Raw genomic sequence first — 18353 nt, 5'->3', positions numbered from 1 at the left:
TTTGGTCTAAGCCCGCCTCATCATCACGGAGGGCCGACGGAAAACCAAGCCGGCTATCGCCATCCGGAAAGCCGGGCCAACTCCTCACCCTTCCACATACGCCCGCTCCAGCAACACCTTCGCCCGCTCAAGATCCCCCGCACTGCGCAGACACAGCTCCAGCTCTCCCGTCCCCCAGTGCCCGATCTGCCGCACGTCGCGGCTGAAGCCTTCCTCCAGTGTCACGGTGTCGGGGTCCAGTTTCAGCATCACCAGCATCTTGTTGGGGTACATCACCACGCTGGCAAAGTTTTTGAGCTTGCGGAAGGCGACGTAGAGCTTGAGCTGCTTTTCCGTCACGTCGTCGCCCAGCGCAAACACGAAGGAGCGCACATCGGCATACAGGGCCTGGATGTCCGCAGTCGCGCCTTGCAGCTGTTCGGCAAAGCTTTTGTCTTTGCCTTGCGGCTTGGAGGTGATGGGGCTGGCATCCACCGAAGAAGACTTGGCAGTTTCCGTAGCCGGTTCGACCACCGTCTGCGTGTTCACCAGCTCCAGCAGCAACAGGTCTTCGCCAAAGCGTTTGTAGCGGATCAGCTCGATATTGCGTGGGATCTGCTGCACCGCGTGCTGGTCGTAGCGCGTGAAATCCGCAGCGATGCACAGCAGCCGGGTGCCCGACCATTCCACGCTGTCCGCCACGTCCTTGCCCAGCCTTTCCATCACCAACCAACGGAATTCGGCCTTGTGGTCCAGCAGCCAGTCCAGGTAAAACAGCCCCTGGTTGATGACGTTCTCGTTGCTGTGCCGCTTGTATTCGATGATGACGGGGCAGTTGTTCTCATCCAGTCCCAGCGAGTCGATACGGCCGCGGTGCGTCTTGCCGGTGGCGTATTCCGTGGCCAGGAAGCGCACGCCCAGGAAGGTTTCCATCTGGCCTTCGATCAGTGTCTGCAGATTGCGCTCCAGCGCCACCGCCGTGGCGGCCAATTCGGTGGCGGTGCCGCCTTGCAGACGGAAAAGCTGGATATCGCTCATGAGGGGACCTTTTGCACCATGCAGCAGAAGAGATAAGGCCATTCTTCAATGGCCGGCCAAGTCTACAAGAGGCGCATTGGGGCAAAGCACCCCAACCAGGACTGCCCCGGGCGCGACCGAAACCATGTGCGGGGCTAGCTCCCTCAGGAAGGTCTCAAGAACAGCGAACCGCGCACGCCCGAATTCTCAGATCCGCCGAGATCATGTGACCCAGCGACTGGCCGTCCAGCGTCAGCGCCACAAGGCGGCTGCCGCCTGCGGCGCAGCGGTGACGCAGGGCCGTAGATGAGACCATGGCCATGCCGTAGATCAAACGTGAAAAACAGCGGCTGAAAGAGAATGTCGATTGATCCAAGAATCGCCGGCATTCTTCACCCGGGCCATGAAGTGATGCCTCAATTGATGCATTCGCATGCGCGAGAAATTCGTTGAAAGCCGTTTTGCTGAATGCAGAAACGGGCATGTCCAACCAACGACATCAACCGCCGGGCCTCCTTCTGCCTTGATGCACGACCGGCTCGAGAAACAACTGCCGAAAGTAATCGCGAAACGCCGTCATCGCTGGGGAAAATTCGATGCCTTGCTTCCACCCAAGCCCGATGTTCATCGTAGGAACGGCGTCGCGCAGACTGATGGTTTCAATGCGCTTTCCCTCCAGCGACCAAGGTCGATAAACCATATCCGAGAGAACGGTCACGCCAAGGCCATTCGCCACGGTGCTGCGCACTGCTTCTACAGAGCTCGTGCGCAGCCTGATCTGAGGTTGGTACGGCGTCTTGCTCCAATATTTCATTGCAGTGCCCGCAGCCTCGTCCACGGTGAGCAGGATGTAGGGCTCGGCCGCCACATCGGCCAGCGTGACTTCCGCCTTTTCGAGCAGCGCATGCTTGGCCGGCACCCACAGTCGGCGTTGCGAGCCAAAGAATGTCTCGAGCGACAGCTCGCGCAGCACCACATTGGAGGTGAGCAGTACTCCCATGTCGTATTGCTGCGTGATCAGTCCCTCCTCAATGGCTTCACGCACTACTTCGTGCACCTTGACCTTGATCTGCGGATGCAATTGCTCGAAACGCTGAAGGTGATGGGGCAAGAAGTAGCCGAGCACCGTGTAGGTGGCGGCAATGGTCAGCGTCCCCTCGACATTCACTCCCTCATGCGGCATGCGGATCGCCTCGTCGGCAGCAGAGAGCACGGCATAGGCATGGCTCAGAAAACGCCGTCCGGCCCGGGTCAGTTCCACGCCATGAGGCTGTCGCTCAAACAGCTGCTGCCCCAGCATTTCCTCCAGCTCCCGGACTGCCGTGGTCACCGCCGATTGCGAGATGTTGAGTTGCAGTGCCGCATGTGAGATGCGCCCCACTTCGGCCACCGCCGTGAAGTATTTGAGCTGGCGAAGGGTCAGAGACATGGTGCGGTCTTCCTGGGGTATTTACTTATCTCTCAAAAATTACATGCCAGCGCGCGCAAATCCGATACCGAGTATTCACTGATCTGCAGGGTAGCGTTCATTGCAGGCGGTCGGAGTATCTGTTTTTCAGATATCGCATCGCCTGTAAATAATGCTTTTCAGCCGATTTTCAGCTCACTAATCTTCACCTTGTCCCGCATTGCTGCCATCTGGCCGTGCCAACAACACAAGGCAAAAACGTGAAGAAGACGCTGATTGATCTGAACTCCGACATGGGCGAAAGCTTCGGTCCATGGGCCATCGGCGATGGTGTGGACCAGGAATTGATGCCGTTGATCAGCTCGGCCAATATCGCCACAGGCTTTCATGCGGGTGATCCGAACATCATGCGCAAGACGGTGTTGTTGGCCCGGGAAAACGGCGTGGGCATCGGCGCGCACCCGGGCTTTCGCGACCTCGTGGGCTTCGGGCGCCGCCATATCAATGCACCGGCCGACGAGCTGGTGAACGACATGGTCTACCAGCTCGGCGCGCTGCGCGAATTCGCGCGGCTGGCCGGCATGACGCTGCAGCACATCAAGCCGCACGGCGCGCTCTACATGCATGCGGCGCGCGACGAGGCGCTGTCGCGCGCACTCGTCACGGCCCTGCAGCAGATCGAACCGACGCTGCGCCTGTTCTGCATGGAATCGTCCGTCACCTTCCAGGTGGCGTGCGAATTGGGCCAGCCCGTGGCGCGCGAGTTCTATGCCGACCGCGACTACGACCTGAGCGGCTCCATCGTCTTCACCCGCCGCGTCGGCGCGCTCGACCCCGAGGCCGTGGCCGCCAAGGTGCTGCGCGCCTGCACCGAAGGCGTGGTGCGCACGGTCGAAGGCCAGGACATGGCGATCGGCTTCGACTCGGTCTGCATCCACAGCGATACACCTGGCGCGCTGGCGCTCGTACAGGCCACGCGCCGAGCACTGGCCGAGCACGGCATCGAAGTTGCAGGTTTTGCCGGTGCGGCTGCGCCGACGCAGCCTTGAGTTTTTCCGTTCTTCCCGCTTTCGTTCCTGTTCCCGCTTTCCAGGAGTGCATCGATGCCCGCTACCCATGAAGTCCTGAGCCCGCTGCCGGGCACCTTCTACCGCCGTTCGGCGCCTGACGCGCCGCCATTCAAGGCCGAAGGCGACACCGTGGCCGTGGGCGATGTGATCGGCCTGGTCGAGGTGATGAAGCAGTTCAGCGAAGTCACGGCCGACGTGGCCGGACGGCTGCGGGGCTTTGCCGTGGAGAACGGCGAACCCGTCGATCCTGGCCAAGCGCTGGCCGTCATCGAAACGGCGTGAGGCCCCGGACCATGACCGCCGCATTCGACAAACTGCTCATCGCCAACCGCGGCGAGATCGCGGTGCGCATCATCCGCGCCGCGAAGGAACTGGGCCTCAAGACCGTCGCCGTCTACAGCGACGCTGACGCGCAAGGCCTCGCGGTGCGCATGGCCGACGAAGCCGTGCGCATTGGCCCGGCGCATGCCACCAGGAGCTATCTGAGCGTAGACGCCATTCTTGAAGCGGCAGCCGACAGCGGCGCCGGCGCGGTGCATCCGGGCTACGGTTTCCTGTCGGAGAACGCCGCGTTCGCCGAGCGCATCGAGGCCGCGGGCCTGGTGTTCGTCGGCCCGACGCCGCACGCGATTCGCACCATGGGCGACAAGGCCGCCGCGCGCGCCGCGGCCATGAAGGCCGGCGTGCCCACCGTGCCCGGCAGCGTGGGCGTGGTGACAGACGCCGACACCGCCGTCGCGCTGGCAAAGGGCATCGGCTACCCCATCATGATCAAGGCCTCGGCCGGCGGGGGCGGGCGCGGCATTCGCGTGGCGCATGACGAAGCCGAGCTGCGCCAGCAGTTCGCCACCGCCACGGCGGAAGCGCAGGCCGCTTTCGGCAACGGCGAGGTATACCTCGAACGCTTCATCCGCCAGGCGCGCCACATCGAGGTGCAGATCCTGGGCGACGGCCAGCGCGTGGTTCACTGCTTCGAGCGCGAATGCTCGCTGCAGCGACGCCGCCAGAAAGTGTGGGAAGAAGCGCCCTCGGCCGCCATCAGCGAGGCCACGCGCGCGGCGCTGTGCGAATCGGCGCTGCGGCTGGCCCATGCCGTGGCCTACCGCGGCGCGGGCACGCTCGAATACCTGTACGACGACGACACGCGCGAGTTCTTCTTCATCGAGATGAACACGCGCATCCAGGTCGAGCACCCCATCACCGAGATGATCACCGGCATCGACCTCGTGAAGGAGATGCTGCGCATCGCGCTGGGCCAGCCGCTGCGCCTGCAGCAGGAAGACATCCGGCTGACCGGCGCGGCCATCGAGGTGCGCATCAACGCCGAGAACGCCGCGAAGAACTTCATGCCAAGCCCGGGCCTCGTGTCACAGCTCGTGGTGCCGGGCGGCCCCGGCGTGCGCTTCGACACCATGCTGTTCCCCGGCTGCACCGTGCCGGCGTACTACGACTCGCTGCTGGGCAAGCTGATCGTGCACGACACCGATCGCGCCGGTGCGCTGGCCCGCATGCGGCGCGCGCTCGACGAGCTGCAGGTCGAAGGCATCCACACCACGATCCCGCTGCACCGCGCACTGTGCGAGGACGCGGGCGTGGCGCAGGCCGCATTCCACACGGGCTTTCTCGAAACCTGGCTGGCGGTGAATCCGCTGGCCGACGCACCCGCTCCACTTACGGAGGTGACCGCATGACCGCTGCCAGCACCCTCCCCACCCAGGCCCGCTACAGCTTCGGCGGCGACGAGCACCTGTTCGTCGAGATCAGCGAGGAGATGTCGCTGCCCGCGTTCTTCAAGGGCATGGCGATCTGCAACGAGCTGCGCCGCCGCGCACAGGCGGGCGAGATCACGGGCGTGACCGAGATCTGTCCCGCCAACGCCGCCTACCTCGTGCGCTTCGATCCCGATGCGATCGCGCCCGACGCACTGCTCGCCACGCTCAAAGACATCGAAGCGGGCCTGGGCGATGCCGACCTGCAGATGCAGACGCGCATCGTCGAGATTCCCGTGCTCTACAACGACCCGTGGACGCACGAGACGCTGATGCGCTTTCGCGAGCGGCACCAGGACCCGTCAGGCACCGACATCGAGTACGCGGCGCGCATCAACGGCCACGTCTCGGTCGAGGCCTTCATCGAGGCGCACTCGTCGGCGCCCTGGTTCGTGTCGATGGTCGGCTTCGTGGCCGGCCTGCCCTTTCTGTTCCAGATGGTCGAGCGCCAGCGCCAGATCCAGGTGCCCAAGTACCTGAGCCCGCGCACCGACACGCCCAGGCTCACGCTGGGCCACGGCGGTTGCTTCAGCTGCATCTACTCGGTGCGTGGTGCGGGCGGCTACCAGATGTTCGGTGTCACGCCCGCGCCCATCTTCGACCCGGCGCAACGGCTGTCCTACCTGAAGGAGCTGATGGTGTTCTTCCAGCCCGGCGACATCGTCAAGTACAAGCCCATTGACCGCGCCGAGTACGACCGCCAGATCGCGCAGGTCGAGGCCGGCACCTACGCGCTGCGCATCGCACCAGTGTCGTTCTCGCTCAACGATTTCCTGGCCGACCCGGGCGGCTACAACCAACAGCTCCTGAAAGTGCTCCATGGCGATTGAAGTGCTCAAGCCCGGCCTCGCGACCAGCGTGCAGGACGCCGGCCGCCCCGGCTACTACCACCTGGGCATTCCGCTGTCGGGTGCGCTCGACCAGCAAAGCCTGGTGCTCGCAAACCTGCTGGTCGGCAACGACGAAGGTGCGGCCGTCATCGAAAGCACGCTGCTCGGTCCCGAGCTGCAGTTCGACGCGCCCGCGCTGGTGGCCGTGACCGGCGCCGACGCGAAGATCAAGCTCAACGGCAATGAGGTGCCACGCAATACCGCATTCGCGGTGCAGGCCGGCGACAGGCTCGGCTTCGACTTCATGAAGCTCGGCGCGCGCATGTGCATTGCCGTGGCCGGCGGCATCGACGTGCCGGTGGTGCTGGGCAGCCGCTCGACCTACGGCCTAGGCGCATTCGGCGGCTTCAACGGACGCAAGCTGCTGGCCGGCGACAGACTGCCCGTGGGAGTACCGTCCGCCACCGCCCGCGCGGGTCGCACGGTGCAGGCCGCATTGCTGCCGGTGCTCGACAAGGAAGTGGTCCTGCGTGTGCTGCCGGGCATCTACTTTCACCGACTGCAGGAGGTGTCGGTGCAAAGCTTCTTTGCCGACACCTGGACCGTCGGTTCCGAGGCCGACCGCATCGGCTACCGCTACAAGAACGGCACGCCGCTGAAGTTCCACGAGCGCACGCCGCCATTCGGCGCGGGCGACGACCCGTCGAACATCGTCGATGCGGGCTACCCGTACGGTTCCATCCAGGTGCCGGGCGGACGCGAACCGATCATCCTGCACCGCGACGCGGTCTCGGGCGGCGGCTACGCGATGGTGGGCACCGTCATCAGCGCCGACATGGATCTCATCGCCCAGATGCAGCCAAACCACAAGGCACGCTTTGTCGAGGTCGATATGGCGCAGGCGCTCGAAGCGCGCGCCGAGCGGCGGCGAAGACTCGAGCGCTTGCGCGCAGCGCTCGCGGCCTGAGCGCGATCCTCTTCGTCCCTCTCAAGAGAGCCGATGACAACCAAGGAAGCGGTCGAGTTCGCCACTCTGGAATGGGTGCCGTAGTTCAACCACCATCGCCCGCCTGGACCCATCGGGCATCACTCTAGCCAGCCTCGAGCCTGCCCGCCAAACTCCTCCCACAGCGCCTGCGTGTGCTCGCCCAGCGCGGGCACGGCGCCCATGGCGGCTTCGGCGTCCGACAGCGTGGCCGGGGGCAGCAGGGCCTGGATGCTGCCGGTGGGCGTGACCACCTCGCGCCAGCGTTCGCGCGCCTGCAATTGCGGATGGTTCCAGACCGCGTGCATGTCGTTGAGCGGCGCGTTGGCGATGCCGCCTGCATCCAGGCGCTGCATGGCCTGTTCGCGGCTCAGGTGGGCCAGCACGGATGCGATCACCGCATCGAGTTCCGCGCGGTGCGCCACGCGCTGCAGGTTGGTGGCAAAGCGCGTGTCCTGCGCCAGCGCGGGCTGCTGCAGCACATGGGTGCAGAAGCTGTGCCATTCGCGGTCGTTCTGCAGGCCGAAGATCAGGCTCTGGCCGTCACCGGCCGTGTACTGGCCATAGGGCGCGATGGAAGGATGGGTCAGCCCGCTGCGCGCGGGCGCCGTGCCGCCGTAGTGGGCGAAGTTCAGCGGGTAGGACATCCATTCGGCCAGCGCCTCCAGCATGGACACCTCCACGCGCAGGCCCCGGCCCGTGCGGGCGCGCTGCAGCAGGGCGGACAAAATGCCCGAGTAGGCATACATGCCGGCCGCGATGTCGGCGATGGAAATGCCCACGCGCGCGGGCTGGTCGGGCGTGCCCGTGACCGAGATCAGGCCGGCTGCCGCCTGGATCAGCAGGTCGTAGGCCTTTCTGTCGCTGAGCGGTCCGCCCTCGCCATAGCCCGATATATCGCAGACGATGAGACGCGGATATTTCTCATGCAGGCTGTCGAAATCCATGCCCATTCTCTGCAGGGCACCCGGGGCCAGGTTCTGGATCAGGATATCGGCGTTTTCCAGTATTTTCCCGACGATATGCCGCCCCTCGGCGGTCTTGATATCCGCAGCCAGGCTTTGCTTTCCCCGATTGGCCCAGACAAAAAAAGATGATTCACCATGGACCTTGTCGTCATAGACCCGTGCAAAATCCCCATCGGGCAATCGCTCCAGCTTGATGACCCTGGCCCCCAGGTCCGCCAGCTGCCGGCTGGCAAAAGGCCCTGCCACGGCGTGTTCCATGGCCAATACCGTCAAACCATCCAATGGGCGTGTCTGCATTTTCTTGAACGAGGCGAATATTCGATTCGCCGCATTCTAGAAGTGCGACCATCACCCAGCCAGTCGGCATTTTCTAAGCGGAATTTCAAATCTTCTAAGGCAGGGATTCCTGCACGGCGCCTTCCTCGGGCAAAGGCTGGGCCGCCACATAGGCCACGAAATCGCGGGCATAGGCGGGCAGGGTTTCGGGTTCGCGCGTGACCACCTTCTGCTCGCGCTGCGCCCAGGCCTCGTCCAGGCCCACGGCAGCCAGCCTGCGCGCCTGCAGCGCCGGCCGGGCAATGGAACGTGGCACCAGCGCAATGCCCACGCCTTCCTGCACGCACTGCAGCACGGCCTCGAATGTTGGTGCGTGCACACGTACCCTGGGATTCATGCCCAGCCTGGAAGCCATGCCTTGGAGGTAGAGGAAGTTGCTGGTCTTGCGGCCGATCGAGACCAGGTCGTAGGTCAGCGCGGTTTCCAGCGGCACCCTGCTGCTGGCGGCCAAGGGGTGGCCAGCGGGCACCACAAACACCAGTTCATCGTGGCCATAGGTGATGGCATGCAGGCCATGCAGATCGATCTGGCCGGCCACCAGGCCCACGTCGGCATTGCCGTCGAGCACGGCACGCACCGTGTCTTCGCTCAGGCGCTCCTCCAGGTCCACATTGACGTTCGGATAATGGGCCAGATAGCGGCTGAGCACAGGCGCAATTCCCGTCAGCGTGCTGCTGTTGGCAAAGACGCGGATATGTCCCGATATTCCGTTGATGTGTCTTTGCATTTCTCCGTGCAAGCGGTCCACGCTGCCGAAAATGGAATCGGCGTATTTCTTGACCGTCATGCCGGCCGGAGTGAGCACCATGCCTTTGGACGTTCTTTCAAACAGCGATGCACCCATGGCCTGCTCCAGATTCTTGAGCCGGTAGCTGGCCGATGGCGCCGTCAAATGCATTTCAGCCGCGCCTGCGCTGAGGCTTTTGGCCTGGGCAATGGCAAGGAAAACCCTGAGATCCGTCAATTCATATCGCATCCGTTACATGCCCGCCGGGAGCATTTCCTTGGTGTTAGACGGTTTCTAACCGCCCTATCAATGATTCGACTGGCTGCATTGGCCGCGCATTTCTATAGTCGGCGCCAGGAGACAACGGAGAAAATTATGGACTTCAAGACGGCAAGACGCCAAACCCTTCTCACCGCCCTGCTTCTGGCCGCCGGCGCGGCCGCATCGCAGGACTATCCTGCGCGCCCCATCAAGCTGGTGATTCCCTACGCGGCAGGCGGCCCCACCGACACCTTCGGCCGCGCCATGGCCGATGTCTGGAGCCAGAAGCTGGGCACGCCCGTGGTGATCGAGAACCGCACGGGTGCCGGCACCCTGGTGGGCACGGAGGCGGTTGCCAAGGCAGCCCCTGACGGCTACACCCTGCTGCTGACCACGGTGGCGCATGCCGTCAATCCCTACATCCACGACAAGCTGGGCTACCGCACGGAGGAAGACTTCGCGCCCGTGGGACTGCTCGCCAGGGCGCCGCTGGTGCTGGTGGTGGACAAGCGGCTGCCCGTGCAGAGCCTGCCGGATTTCCTGGCCTATCTGCGGGCGCGGCCCGGCCAGGTCAACTATGCCTCGGCGGGCGTGGGCAGCGCTCCGCATCTGGGTGCGGAGCTGCTGAACCTGATGGCGGGAACCCGGGCCCAGCATGTGCCCTACCGGGGCAGTGCGCCAGCCATACAGGACCTCATCGGCGGGCACCTGGCCTTCATGCTGGACAGCGCGCCCACGGGCCTGGCCCAGGTCAAGGCGGGCACGGTGCGCCTGCTGGCCACCACCATGGCCCAGCGCCTGCCGCAGACACCCGACACGCCTGCCATTGCCGAGCAGGTGCCCGGCTACGAGGCCTATACCTGGAACGCCGTGTTCGCCCCCGCAGGCACGCCGCCAGCGCTGATTGCCCGCCTGCAGTCCAGCCTGCAGGCCACGGTGGACGATGCCGGGCTGCAGAAAAAGGCCTACGACATGGGCCTGGTGCTGGAAAAGCAGCCGCGCCCCCAGGCGCTGGCCACCTTCCTCAAGCAGGAACTGGACAAATGGGGCAAGGTCGCCCGCGCCGCCCACATGAGCGCGAACTGAGGAGAGTCGCCATGCCACGCCACCCATCCCTGTGCGCCCAGCGCTACTTTGAAGACTTCGCGCTGGGCGAGGTCTTCGCCCTGCCCTCGCGCACCATGACCGATGCCCTGTTCGCCGCCTTCCAGCTGGCCAGCGGCGACAACCATCCCGTGCACTACGACGTGGAGTACTGCCGCGCGCGCGGCATGCCCCATATGCTGGCCCACGGCTACCAGGTGGCCATACAGACGGCGGCAGGCGCCGGCCTGTTCCCGCACATGGTCGAGGAATCGCTCAAGGGCTTTCTGGAGCAGGGCAGCCGCTTCCTGGCCCCCGTCTATGTGGGCGACACGCTGTACTGCACGCTGACGGTGTCCGAGCTCAAGCCCGGCAACACCACTGGCGTGCTGACCCTGGCCACCGAGGTGCTGAACCAGCGCGACGAGCGGGTATCCGACGGGTTTCAGAAATACCTGTTGAGGAAGCGGCCGGCCTGAAGGCCAGGGGATGGATGCAGGGGCAGCGTCTCCCAAAGACCCGCCCCGTCGCTTGGCTACGCCGGCGCGGCAACCGCCGCCGGGCTTTCTGGCGAAAAATAGCGGCCCTGCACACGCCCATCCCCCACCATGAGATCCCCCATCAGCATCGTCGACGTCGACCGCCTCGACTCCTGGAGCAAATACAAGCCCGGCATGTGCGACAGCTGTGCGGCCAACTGCTGCACCATGCCGCTGGAGGTGCAGCTGCCCGATCTGGTGCGGCTGGAGCTGGTGGATCCGTTCGAGGTGGACAACGTGGAGCCCAAGCTCATCGCCAAGCGGCTGATGAAGATGCGGCTGATCGACCACTACAACCCCAAGCACAACATCTTCACCATGGCGCGGCGCGCCAGCGGGGACTGCAATTTCCTGGATGCCAAGTCGCGGCGCTGCACGGTATACGACAAGCGGCCCGAAACCTGTCGCCTGCACCCCAAGAAGGGGCCCAAGCCCGGCTTTTGCGCCTACGGTCACAAGGACCGCTGAAACGGCTTCAGGCCGTGGGCAACCCGGGCAGCCAGATCCTTGCCTGCAGGCCCGGATGCATGTTCTCGAAGCCCAGCTTGCCGCCGTGCAGCTGCACGATGGCCAGCACGCTGGCCAGGCCCAGGCCATAGCCTTCGCGGTCCGATTCGGCGCGGTAAAAGCGGGTGCTCATCTTCTCGCGCGTCTGCGCGTCAACGCCGGGGCCGCGGTCCTGCACGATGATTTCCACGCCCCAGGCGCCGCCGTCCATGCCGTGCTCGTGGGCCACGCCCGCGCGCAGCAGCATGTCGGCGCCGTGGTCGCTGTCGGGCAGTGATCCGTACTTGATGGCGTTGTCCACGAGGTTGGCCACGGCGCTGGCCAGCAGGTCGCCGTCACCCAGCGCCATGGGCGTGCCCTCGACCTCCAGGCGCAGCACGCCGCCTGCGTCCTCGACCAGCGGTTCGTAGAACTCCACCACGTCGACCAGCAGGGCACGCAGGTCCACGGGCGCGAAGTTCTTGCGGCTGGCGCCGCTTTCCACTTCGGCGATCTGCAGCAGCTTGTCGAAGACCACGCCCAGCTCGGCCACTTCCTGGGCCACCAGCGCCAGCGTCTCGTTCTTTTCCTCGGGCGTGGCCTGCTGAGCATTGCGCAGGCGCAGCAGGATGCGCGTCAGCGGCGTGCGCAGGTTGTGGGCGATGGTGTTGGAGACATGGCGTATGCCGTCCATCAGCAGTTCCAGCCGGTCCAGCATGGTGTTGATGTCGCGGTTGAGCAGCGTGAACTCATCGTCGCGGCGCGTGACCGGAATGCGCTGGCGCAGATCACCCGTGGCCACGCGCGCCATGGTGCTGCGGATGTCGGCGGCACGCTCTTCCACCACGCGCCGGAAGGCCCCGGCGCCCAGCACGGCCATGCCCAGGGCCACCAGGCCGGCCAGCAGGCTTGCGCGGCCGAACAGCTCCTCCACATCGCTTTGCACCTGCATGTCGCTGCCCACGGCCAGCAGCTTGCCGTCGGACAGCTGGGCCACGGCCACGCGGCCCGCGATGATGCGGCCGTTGCGCCGCACCTTGAGATCGCGCACGCCCATCTCCGTCAGGCGGCGTGCGGGCACCACGTCGGCGTTGCCGATGATGGGATTGCCGTCGCCATCCATGAGGATGAGGATTTCGGTATCGGTGTTGACGCCGTCCAGCAGGGTCTGCTGGATCTCGGCCTCCAGCGCGGGCTCGCCGTACTTGTCGCGGTGCTCGACCAGGCGGCGCATGTGGTTCTCGGCCTGCCGGTCCATGCGCATGCGCAGCACGCCCACGGTCTGCACGTAGAACACCGACAGCACGATGGACATGGTCAGCACCAGCAGCACGCCGTAGGTCAGCGCCAGCCGGAAGGCCGTGGAGCTCCAGGGCTTGGCCAGCGACATCGGATCAGGCCACCTGCGGCAGGTCCTGCGGCCGGTCCGACAGGCTGTAGCCCACGCCGCGCACGGTGTGGATCAGCGCGGGCTCGAAGCCCTTGTCCACCTTGCCGCGCAGGCGGCTGATGTGCACGTCGATGACATTGGTCTGCGGGTCGAACCGGTAGTCCCACACCGACTCCAGCAGCATGGTGCGCGTGACGATCTGGTGCGCATGCTGCATCAGAAAGGCCAGCAGGCGGAACTCGCGCGGCTGCAGGGCCAGCGGCTGGCCTGCACGCTCGGCGCTGCGCGTGAGCAGGTTCAGCCGCAGGTCGGCCAGGCGCATCTCGCGCGCGGGGGCCGGGATCTGGGCGCGGCGCACCAGGGCCTCCAGGCGCGCCGAGAGTTCGGAGAAGGCAAAGGGCTTGGTCAGGTAGTCGTCGCAGCCGGCCTTGAGGCCGCGCACGCGCTCGTCCGTGGCCGACAGGGCGCTGAGCACCAGCACCGGCGTCTGCTTGCCCATGGAGCGCAGCGTCTGCAGGATCTGCAGGCCGTCGAAACCGTTGGGCAGCATGCGGTCGAGGATGATCACATCCCAGCTCTCGCCCACGGCCATGGCGATGCCCTGCACACCATCGCTGCACACCGCCACCTGCGCGCCCTGCTGGCGCAGGCCTTCGGCGATGTAGCGCGCGTTCAGCGCGTCGTCTTCGATGATGAGATAGCGGTACATGCGGGCGGCAGGGCCTGACTCGAAACTGAGGCAGACACTATACGGCGCGCCAGACTCCGCCGATATCGGTGGGGGTGCCGGCATGTTTACCACCTCTTTTCAGCCTTGGGCTGCGCTGCGCGGCATCGCACCGCATGAAACTGGCGTGATCCGGACCAGGCACACCGCGGGGTGCCACCCAGGGTCCGACCGCCCCTCCCGCACAGCAGGAGGGGAAGGGCGTCAAGCGCCTCAGGGCGCTGCCCACATCGGCAGATCGCCGCTGGCCACGCGCACCTGCCACTCGGCCAGCATCATTTCCTTGACCAGGTCCAGGTGCTCCAGGCGGTGCTCGTTGATGGAGCCCAGCGAATCGATCAGCTCCAGGATGGAGCCCTGGCCCAGCTTGTAGGCATCCTGGGCCATCTGGTTGAGCGGCGCGATCTGCGCCAGGCCCTGCTTTTCGTAGGCGCGCACGGCATCGCGGCGCAGCTTCAGCTGCTTGATGGCGCGCTGCAGCTCGGTACGCGCCTCGATCAGCGCGGCGTCGTAGCGCAGCTGGGCCTGTTCGGCCTCCACCTGGGCTCGGGCGATGGGGCCTTCGCGGCGATCGAACAGCGGCAGCTCCACCGACACGCCGATCTGGTTGTAGTTGCCGTCAAGCCGGTTGCGCACGCGCGCCACGCTCACGCTGGGCGTGGGCAGGGCTTCGCGGCGTTCCAGCTCGACCTTGTGGCGCAACTGGTCCAGCTCGGCCTGGGCAGCGACCAGGGCCGGCAGGCGCAGGCGCGCGGCCTCCCAAAGCTCCTGCTCGTGCAGCAGCTGGCCCACGGGCACGGCCTGCAGGCTGCCCGTGGCGCGCGGCGCCCATTGGGGCAGGGCGGCCAGGGCGGCGGCGTGCGAGGCGGCGTCCTGCCAGTCCGACTGGGCCTGGCTGACCTGCATGGCCATCTGGGCCTGCTGCAGGCTCAGGCGCGCGCCGTCATAGCGGCTGCGCGCACCGGCCTCGATCTGGCCGCGCACGATATTGCCTGCGCCGTTCAGCGACTCCTGCGCCTCTTCCCAGACCTTCAGGCGCTGCTGCGTCATCAGCAGGTCGATGAAGGCCGTGGCTGCATCGTTGAGCGTGGTGGCCACGGCCACCTCGACATTGGCACGCGCCGCCGTCTCGCCCTTGCGCGCGTTCTCCATGCGCAAACGCCGCTGGCCGAAGATGGGCAGCGGCTGCTCTATGCCCCACTGCTTCTCGCCCGGCTTGCTGCTGTGCGACGCCGTGGGATTGGGAAACGCCGCCGCCGTGCGGCTGTCCGCCTGCGCAATCCCGATCTGCAGCCGCTGCGCCGCCAGCTGGGGCTGGTTGCGCACCACCATCTGCAGATACTCCTGCATCCCCACCGGCTGCTGCGGCGCCGCCGCCGGAGCCACCTCGGAGGCAGGCGCCGCAGTGATGGCCGGCACAGCCGTCCCGCCCGGTACAGCGGGCACAGCGGGTACAGCCTGCTGCGCAAGCGCAGAACCCGCCCCCCAGCACAGCGCCACAGCCACAAACAGGGCCCGATAACGGGCGCTGCCTGCAAAACCGGCGCGACCAAAAGCCAGGGACGCCGAGCAAGAGCCGCCTCGCGGCGAGGGCGTCGTCCCCCCCGCGAAGCGAGAGGGGGAAGCGGCGAAGCCGCTCAGGGGGCTATCACTCTTTTTCATCGAGTTCTTCCTGCGTCAACATGTTCTTGGGGCCCAGCAGCGCATAGAGCACGGGCAGCAGCACCAGGGCCACCAGGGGCAGCACCACCATGCCGCCCACGATCACGGAGGCGAAGGGCTTTTGCGTCTCGCTGCCCACGCCCGTGGACAGCGCCATGGGCAGCAGGCCCAGCAGCGCCAGCAGCGCCACGAGCACAATGGAGCGCATGCGTTCGGCAGCGCCCTCGACCAGGGCCTGCATCATGGGCATGCCCTGCCGTCGCAATTCCTCCACGGCCGAGATCACCAGCAGGCCGGCCAGCGCCACCTGTCCCAGCAGCGCGATGAAGCCGATGGCCGCGCTGATGGACAGCTCGATGCCCGCAAAGTGCAGGGCCGCGATGCCGCCCACCATGGTGAAGGGCGCGCACAGCAAGATGATGCCGGCGCTGCGCGCCTGGCCCAGCGCGCCGAACAGCAGGGCGTAGACGATGATCAGCGACAGCGGCACCACGATCTTCAGGCGTGCGGCCGCGCGCTGCTGGTTCTCCCACTCGCCGCCCCAGACGGCCTGGTAGCCCTCGGGGATCTTCACGTTCTTCTTGAACGTGGCCAGCGTGTCCTTGACCACGGAGCCGATGTCGCGGCCTTCCACGTTGAACTTGAGCGCCATGTAGCGCGCATTGCCTTCGCGGAAGATGGAGGAGTTGCCGATCTTGATGGCGACCTGGCCCACCGAATGCAGCGGCACCGAGCCGCCCGCAGCGCCATTGGGCAGGGGGATGGCGATGTTGCGGATGCGCTCCTCATCCATGCGGTCCACATAGGGCAGGCGCACGCGCACGGGCACGGGGTACTCGCCCTCCCACAGCGTGGTGGAGATGTTGCCGGCCAGCGCCGCCTCCAGCGTCTTTTGCGCGGTCTCCATGGCAATGCCCTGGCGCGCCAGCGACTGGCGGTCGAACTCCACGTGGACCTGGGGTGCAGGCGCATCGCGGTACAGGCCCAGATCGACCACGCCGTCGATGTCCTTCACCAGGTCCACGGTCTGCTGCAGGATGGCGCGCAGCTGCGGAATGTCGGGGCCGAAGACCTTGAGCACCACCTGGCCGCGCGCGCCGGACGTCGATTCCTCCACGCTGTCGCGGATGGGCTGGGCGAAGTTGAACGACACGCCCGGAATCTCGCCCAGCGTGGCGCGCATCTGCTCGATGAGCTGGGGCTTGGTCAGGCCCTTGCGCCATTCGCCGTGGCCCTTCAGGCGCACCAGCACCTTGGCCAGGTTCAGCGTCTCGTTGTCGGTGCCGGACTCGGGCCGGCCCTGCTCGGTGGTGACGGTGATCACCTCGGGGAAGGTCTTCAGGCGCAGGCGCACGTCGCGCAGCACTTCCTGGCCCTTTTCCAGCGAGATCGATGCCGGCATCTGCACCAGCACATAGGCATCGCCTTCATCGAGCTCGGGCAGGAATTCCGTGCCCAGCCAGGCCGCCGACAGGCCGGCCGCCACCAGGATGGCGAGCGAGCCGACGATGACGATGACGCGGCGGCGCCCGGCACCCAGCAGGGTGCCGATCCAGTGCTGGTAGCCGTGGTGCGCGCGGTCGAAGATCTTGGGCTCTTCCACCATCACGTGCTGGGGCTTGAGGAACAGCGCGCACAGCGCCGGCACCAGGCCCATGGCGAAGACCAGGGCGCCCAGCAGCGCGAAGCTGTAGGTCATGGCCAGCGGACGGAAGATGCGGCCCTCGATGCTTTCCAGCGAGAACACGGGGATCAGCGCCGCGATCACGATGGCCATGGCGAACAGCGTGGGCTTGGCCACGGCCACGGCCGAGTCGATGATGATGTGGCGCATGTCCGCCTGCGTCTGCGGCTTGCGCAGGCGGGCGTTGCGGATGATGTTCTCGGCCAGCACCACGGCGCCGTCCACCATGATGCCGAAGTCGATGGCGCCCATGGAGATCAGGTTGGCCGGCATGCCCAGCAGGTGCAGGCCGATGAAGGCCACCAGCAGCGACAGCGGGATCACCGTGGCCACGATCAGCGAGCCGCGCAGGCTGCGCAGGAACAGCCACAGCACGCCCACGATCAGCGTGGCGCCGAACAGCAGGTTGTGCTGCACCGTGCCCAGCGTGTGGCCGACCAGATCGGAGCGGTCGTAGTTGGTCTCCATGTGCATGCCCTCGGGCAGGCCGCCGTCATTGAGCGCGGCCACCTTGGCATGGATCTGGTCCAGCACCACCGAGGGGTTCTCGCCGCGCTTGAGCAGCACGATGCCCTGGACCACGTCGTCGGCATCGTCCATGCCCACCGAGCCCTGGCGCGGCGTGTGCGACTGCACCACGCGCGCCACGTCGCCAATGGTCACGGGCGCGCTGCCGCGCATGGCCACGACCACGCCCTGGATCTCCTGCGGCGTGCGCAGCAGGCCGATGCCGCGGATGATCAGCGACTGCTCGCCCCGGCGCATCAAGCCGCCGCCCACGTTGCGGTTGGACTTGGACAGGGCATCGCTCACGTCTTCCAGCGACAGGCCCAGCGCATACAGCTTCTCGGGATCCACCTCGACGTGGTACTCCTTGACGAAGCCGCCGATGCTGACCACGTCGGCCACGCCCTGCACCTGCTTGAGGGTGCGGACCACGCGCCATTCCTGCTCGGTGCGCAGCTGTGCCAGCGTGTGGCGGTCGCTCTTCAGGCGGTAGTAGAAGATCTTGCCCAGCGGCGTGTAGTCGGGCGCCATCTCGGGCGTGACGCCGTCGGGCAGGTTGGCCTGGGGCAGGCGCTGCGACACCTCGGCGCGCGCATGGAAGCTGTCGGCATCGTCATTGAAGACGAGGTTGATCATGGCCAGGCCGAAGTAGCTCTCCGAGCGCAGCGACACCAGGCCCGGCGTGCCGTTGAGCTCGCGCTCCAGCGGCTGGGTGATCTGGCGCTCCACCTCCTCGGGGGCCAGGCCCGGCGCCTGGGCAATCACGCCGACCTGCACATTGGTCACATCGGGATAGGCCTCGATGGCCGTGTGCAGGTATGAGTACACGCCATAGATGGCGATGATCAGGGTGGCACACAGGGCGACGAGACGCCGGTGCACCACAAACGCTATCAGGGAACGCAGCATTGATGAGTCTCCTGGC

Annotated in this window: 17 protein-coding genes; 8 read left to right on the top strand and 9 right to left on the bottom strand. The window is 66.1% G+C overall.

All coding sequences use genetic code 11. The features are described 5' to 3' along the window. Positions 1-84: 84 nt before the first annotated feature. From IAE24_RS03205 to IAE24_RS03195, 3 genes are all read right to left on the bottom strand, one after another. Complete coding sequence (locus IAE24_RS03205) at positions 85-1017, bottom strand: DUF5655 domain-containing protein (protein ID WP_199958639.1); 933 nt, start codon at positions 1015-1017, stop codon at positions 85-87. A gap of 154 nt (positions 1018-1171) precedes the next feature. After that, a complete protein-coding gene (locus tag IAE24_RS03200) occupies positions 1172-1480 on the bottom strand; it encodes a hypothetical protein (RefSeq protein WP_199958641.1) in 309 nt (102 codons plus the stop codon). Positions 1481-1495: 15 nt separating this feature from the next. Next, positions 1496-2425: a LysR family transcriptional regulator gene (locus IAE24_RS03195; protein WP_012201944.1), complete on the bottom strand. Its 930-nt coding sequence runs from the start codon at positions 2423-2425 to the stop codon at positions 1496-1498. Positions 2426-2664: 239 nt separating this feature from the next. Between IAE24_RS03195 and IAE24_RS03190 the strand changes: the two genes are divergently transcribed. From IAE24_RS03190 to IAE24_RS03170, 5 genes are read left to right on the top strand one after another with little or no spacing between them, the layout of a single operon-like run. Next, positions 2665-3453: a 5-oxoprolinase subunit PxpA gene (locus IAE24_RS03190; RefSeq protein WP_199958643.1), complete on the top strand. Its 789-nt coding sequence runs from the start codon at positions 2665-2667 to the stop codon at positions 3451-3453. 54 nt (positions 3454-3507) lie between these two features. Next, the gene (locus IAE24_RS03185) at positions 3508-3756 is read left to right on the top strand and encodes an acetyl-CoA carboxylase (protein ID WP_012201946.1); all 249 of its coding nucleotides are present in this window, start codon (positions 3508-3510) and stop codon (positions 3754-3756) included. An 11-nt stretch (positions 3757-3767) separates the two neighbouring features. Continuing rightward, complete coding sequence (locus IAE24_RS03180) at positions 3768-5165, top strand: acetyl-CoA carboxylase biotin carboxylase subunit (RefSeq protein WP_199958645.1); 1398 nt, start codon at positions 3768-3770, stop codon at positions 5163-5165. Then, a complete protein-coding gene (locus IAE24_RS03175) occupies positions 5162-6073 on the top strand; it encodes a 5-oxoprolinase subunit B family protein (RefSeq protein WP_012201948.1) in 912 nt (303 codons plus the stop codon). Before IAE24_RS03180 ends, IAE24_RS03175 begins: the two co-directional genes overlap by 4 nt. Next, positions 6063-7040 (top strand): biotin-dependent carboxyltransferase family protein, encoded by a 978-nt coding sequence (locus IAE24_RS03170; RefSeq protein ID WP_199958646.1) that lies wholly within the window; start codon positions 6063-6065, stop codon positions 7038-7040. Before IAE24_RS03175 ends, IAE24_RS03170 begins: the two co-directional genes overlap by 11 nt. Positions 7041-7159: 119 nt before the next feature. On the opposite strand, the gene IAE24_RS03165 is transcribed toward IAE24_RS03170, so the two are convergent. Both IAE24_RS03165 and IAE24_RS03160 read right to left on the bottom strand, forming a co-directional pair. After that, positions 7160-8284 carry a CaiB/BaiF CoA transferase family protein gene (locus IAE24_RS03165; protein WP_233626074.1) on the bottom strand — a complete coding sequence of 375 codons (1125 nt, stop codon included), beginning with the start codon at positions 8282-8284 and terminating at the stop codon, positions 7160-7162. Positions 8285-8417: 133 nt separating this feature from the next. Continuing rightward, the gene (locus IAE24_RS03160) at positions 8418-9338 is read right to left on the bottom strand and encodes a LysR family transcriptional regulator (protein WP_180318437.1); all 921 of its coding nucleotides are present in this window, start codon (positions 9336-9338) and stop codon (positions 8418-8420) included. Between the two features lie 126 nt (positions 9339-9464). Here IAE24_RS03160 and IAE24_RS03155 point away from each other — a divergent pair, with 126 nt between their 5' ends. The 3 genes from IAE24_RS03155 to IAE24_RS03145 all read left to right on the top strand — a co-directional run bounded on the left by IAE24_RS03155 (position 9465) and on the right by IAE24_RS03145 (position 11440). Continuing rightward, positions 9465-10436 carry a tripartite tricarboxylate transporter substrate binding protein gene (locus IAE24_RS03155; RefSeq protein ID WP_071953969.1) on the top strand — a complete coding sequence of 324 codons (972 nt, stop codon included), beginning with the start codon at positions 9465-9467 and terminating at the stop codon, positions 10434-10436. A gap of 11 nt (positions 10437-10447) precedes the next feature. After that, positions 10448-10912, top strand: coding sequence for a MaoC family dehydratase (locus IAE24_RS03150; protein ID WP_012201953.1), 465 nt, complete (start codon positions 10448-10450; stop codon positions 10910-10912). Positions 10913-11041: 129 nt separating this feature from the next. Then, the gene (locus IAE24_RS03145; protein WP_013799932.1) at positions 11042-11440 is read left to right on the top strand and encodes a YkgJ family cysteine cluster protein; all 399 of its coding nucleotides are present in this window, start codon (positions 11042-11044) and stop codon (positions 11438-11440) included. Between the two features lie 7 nt (positions 11441-11447). On the opposite strand, the gene IAE24_RS03140 is transcribed toward IAE24_RS03145, so the two are convergent. From IAE24_RS03140 to IAE24_RS03125, 4 genes are all read right to left on the bottom strand, one after another. After that, a complete protein-coding gene (locus tag IAE24_RS03140) occupies positions 11448-12848 on the bottom strand; it encodes a sensor histidine kinase (protein ID WP_013799933.1) in 1401 nt (466 codons plus the stop codon). Positions 12849-12852: 4 nt separating this feature from the next. Further along, complete coding sequence (locus IAE24_RS03135; protein ID WP_017407046.1) at positions 12853-13557, bottom strand: response regulator transcription factor; 705 nt, start codon at positions 13555-13557, stop codon at positions 12853-12855. Between the two features lie 231 nt (positions 13558-13788). Beyond that, complete coding sequence (locus IAE24_RS03130; RefSeq protein WP_199958648.1) at positions 13789-15237, bottom strand: TolC family protein; 1449 nt, start codon at positions 15235-15237, stop codon at positions 13789-13791. After that, positions 15224-18337, bottom strand: a complete 3114-nt coding sequence (locus IAE24_RS03125) for an efflux RND transporter permease subunit (RefSeq protein ID WP_199958649.1) — start codon at positions 18335-18337, stop codon at positions 15224-15226. Before IAE24_RS03125 ends, IAE24_RS03130 begins: the two co-directional genes overlap by 14 nt. Between the last annotated feature and the right edge of the window lie 16 nt (positions 18338-18353).

The sequence above is a fragment of the Delftia sp. S65 genome, assembly GCF_016516495.1.
In the GTDB taxonomy this organism is placed as follows: Bacteria; Pseudomonadota; Gammaproteobacteria; order Burkholderiales; family Burkholderiaceae_C; genus Comamonas; species Comamonas acidovorans.
The sequence above is the reverse complement of the archived record's forward strand: the minus strand, read 5'-3'. Positions and strand labels throughout refer to the sequence as shown.